At 79.4% G+C, this 738-nt stretch carries 1 protein-coding gene and 1 pseudogene; both read left to right on the forward strand.

Annotated features, from left to right (window positions below):
* Window positions 1-369 (forward strand): LuxR C-terminal-related transcriptional regulator (locus tag PYV61_RS26195; protein WP_275836830.1); only part of this gene is annotated, 369 nt, incomplete at its 5' end.
* A 109-nt stretch (window positions 370-478) separates the two neighbouring features.
* Window positions 479-738, forward strand: a pseudogene (locus PYV61_RS26200) (hypothetical protein); the annotation flags it as partial.

Below are 738 nucleotides of genomic sequence, written 5' to 3' on the forward strand. Positions count from 1 at the left end.
CAGAACGACATGGCTACGATCCGACTTCCGCCGGCGCCGCCGACGACCGCGGTGTGCACCGCGCGCCACGCCTACGACCTCGCGTGCGCGCGCACGCGCACCGTCGACGACCGCGCGCCGCTGGCGCTGGTCACGGTGGAGCGCCGCCCGCCGCGCCCGCTCACCGACGCCGAGGCGCGCGCGCGGTACGGGCTCACGGCGCGCGAGCTGGAGGTCGCGCGCCTGGTGGCCGACGGGCTGACGAACCAGCAGCTCGCCGACCGGCTGGGCGTGAGCTTCTACACCGCGCGCAACCACGTCGAGCGGCTGCTCCCGAAGATGGGCGTCACCGGCCGGACGGAGGTCGGGGCGACGCTGCGCGCGGGGTGAGCGCGCGGGGCCCCGGGTCGTTCGCCTGATGCGGGGCGGGCGGGTCCGCTGTACTGTGGCGGCGAGGTCGCCGCGCCCTTCCTCCACCCCGTCGCCCGCGCTCCCTCCCATGCTGCCACCCCTCGCCCGCCTGCTCGCGGTGGTGCTGGACGCCGCCGCCCGCCCCTCGCTCCGCCTGTGGCTCGGCGCGGCGCTCGCCGTGTCGGTCGCCGCGCCGGCGCCGGCGCACGCGCAGCTCATGAAGCGCATCAAGCAGGCGGCGGCCGAGAAGGCCGCCGAGGCGGCCGGGCGCAAGGTGGCCAGCCCCGACAGCGCCGCGGCGGCCACGCCGGCGGCGGCCGCGCCCCCCGCGTCCCCCGCGGCGAGCGC

Origin of the sequence: Roseisolibacter sp. H3M3-2 (genome assembly GCF_029211165.1) — a bacterium.
Taxonomy (GTDB): Bacteria; Gemmatimonadota; Gemmatimonadetes; order Gemmatimonadales; family Gemmatimonadaceae; genus Roseisolibacter.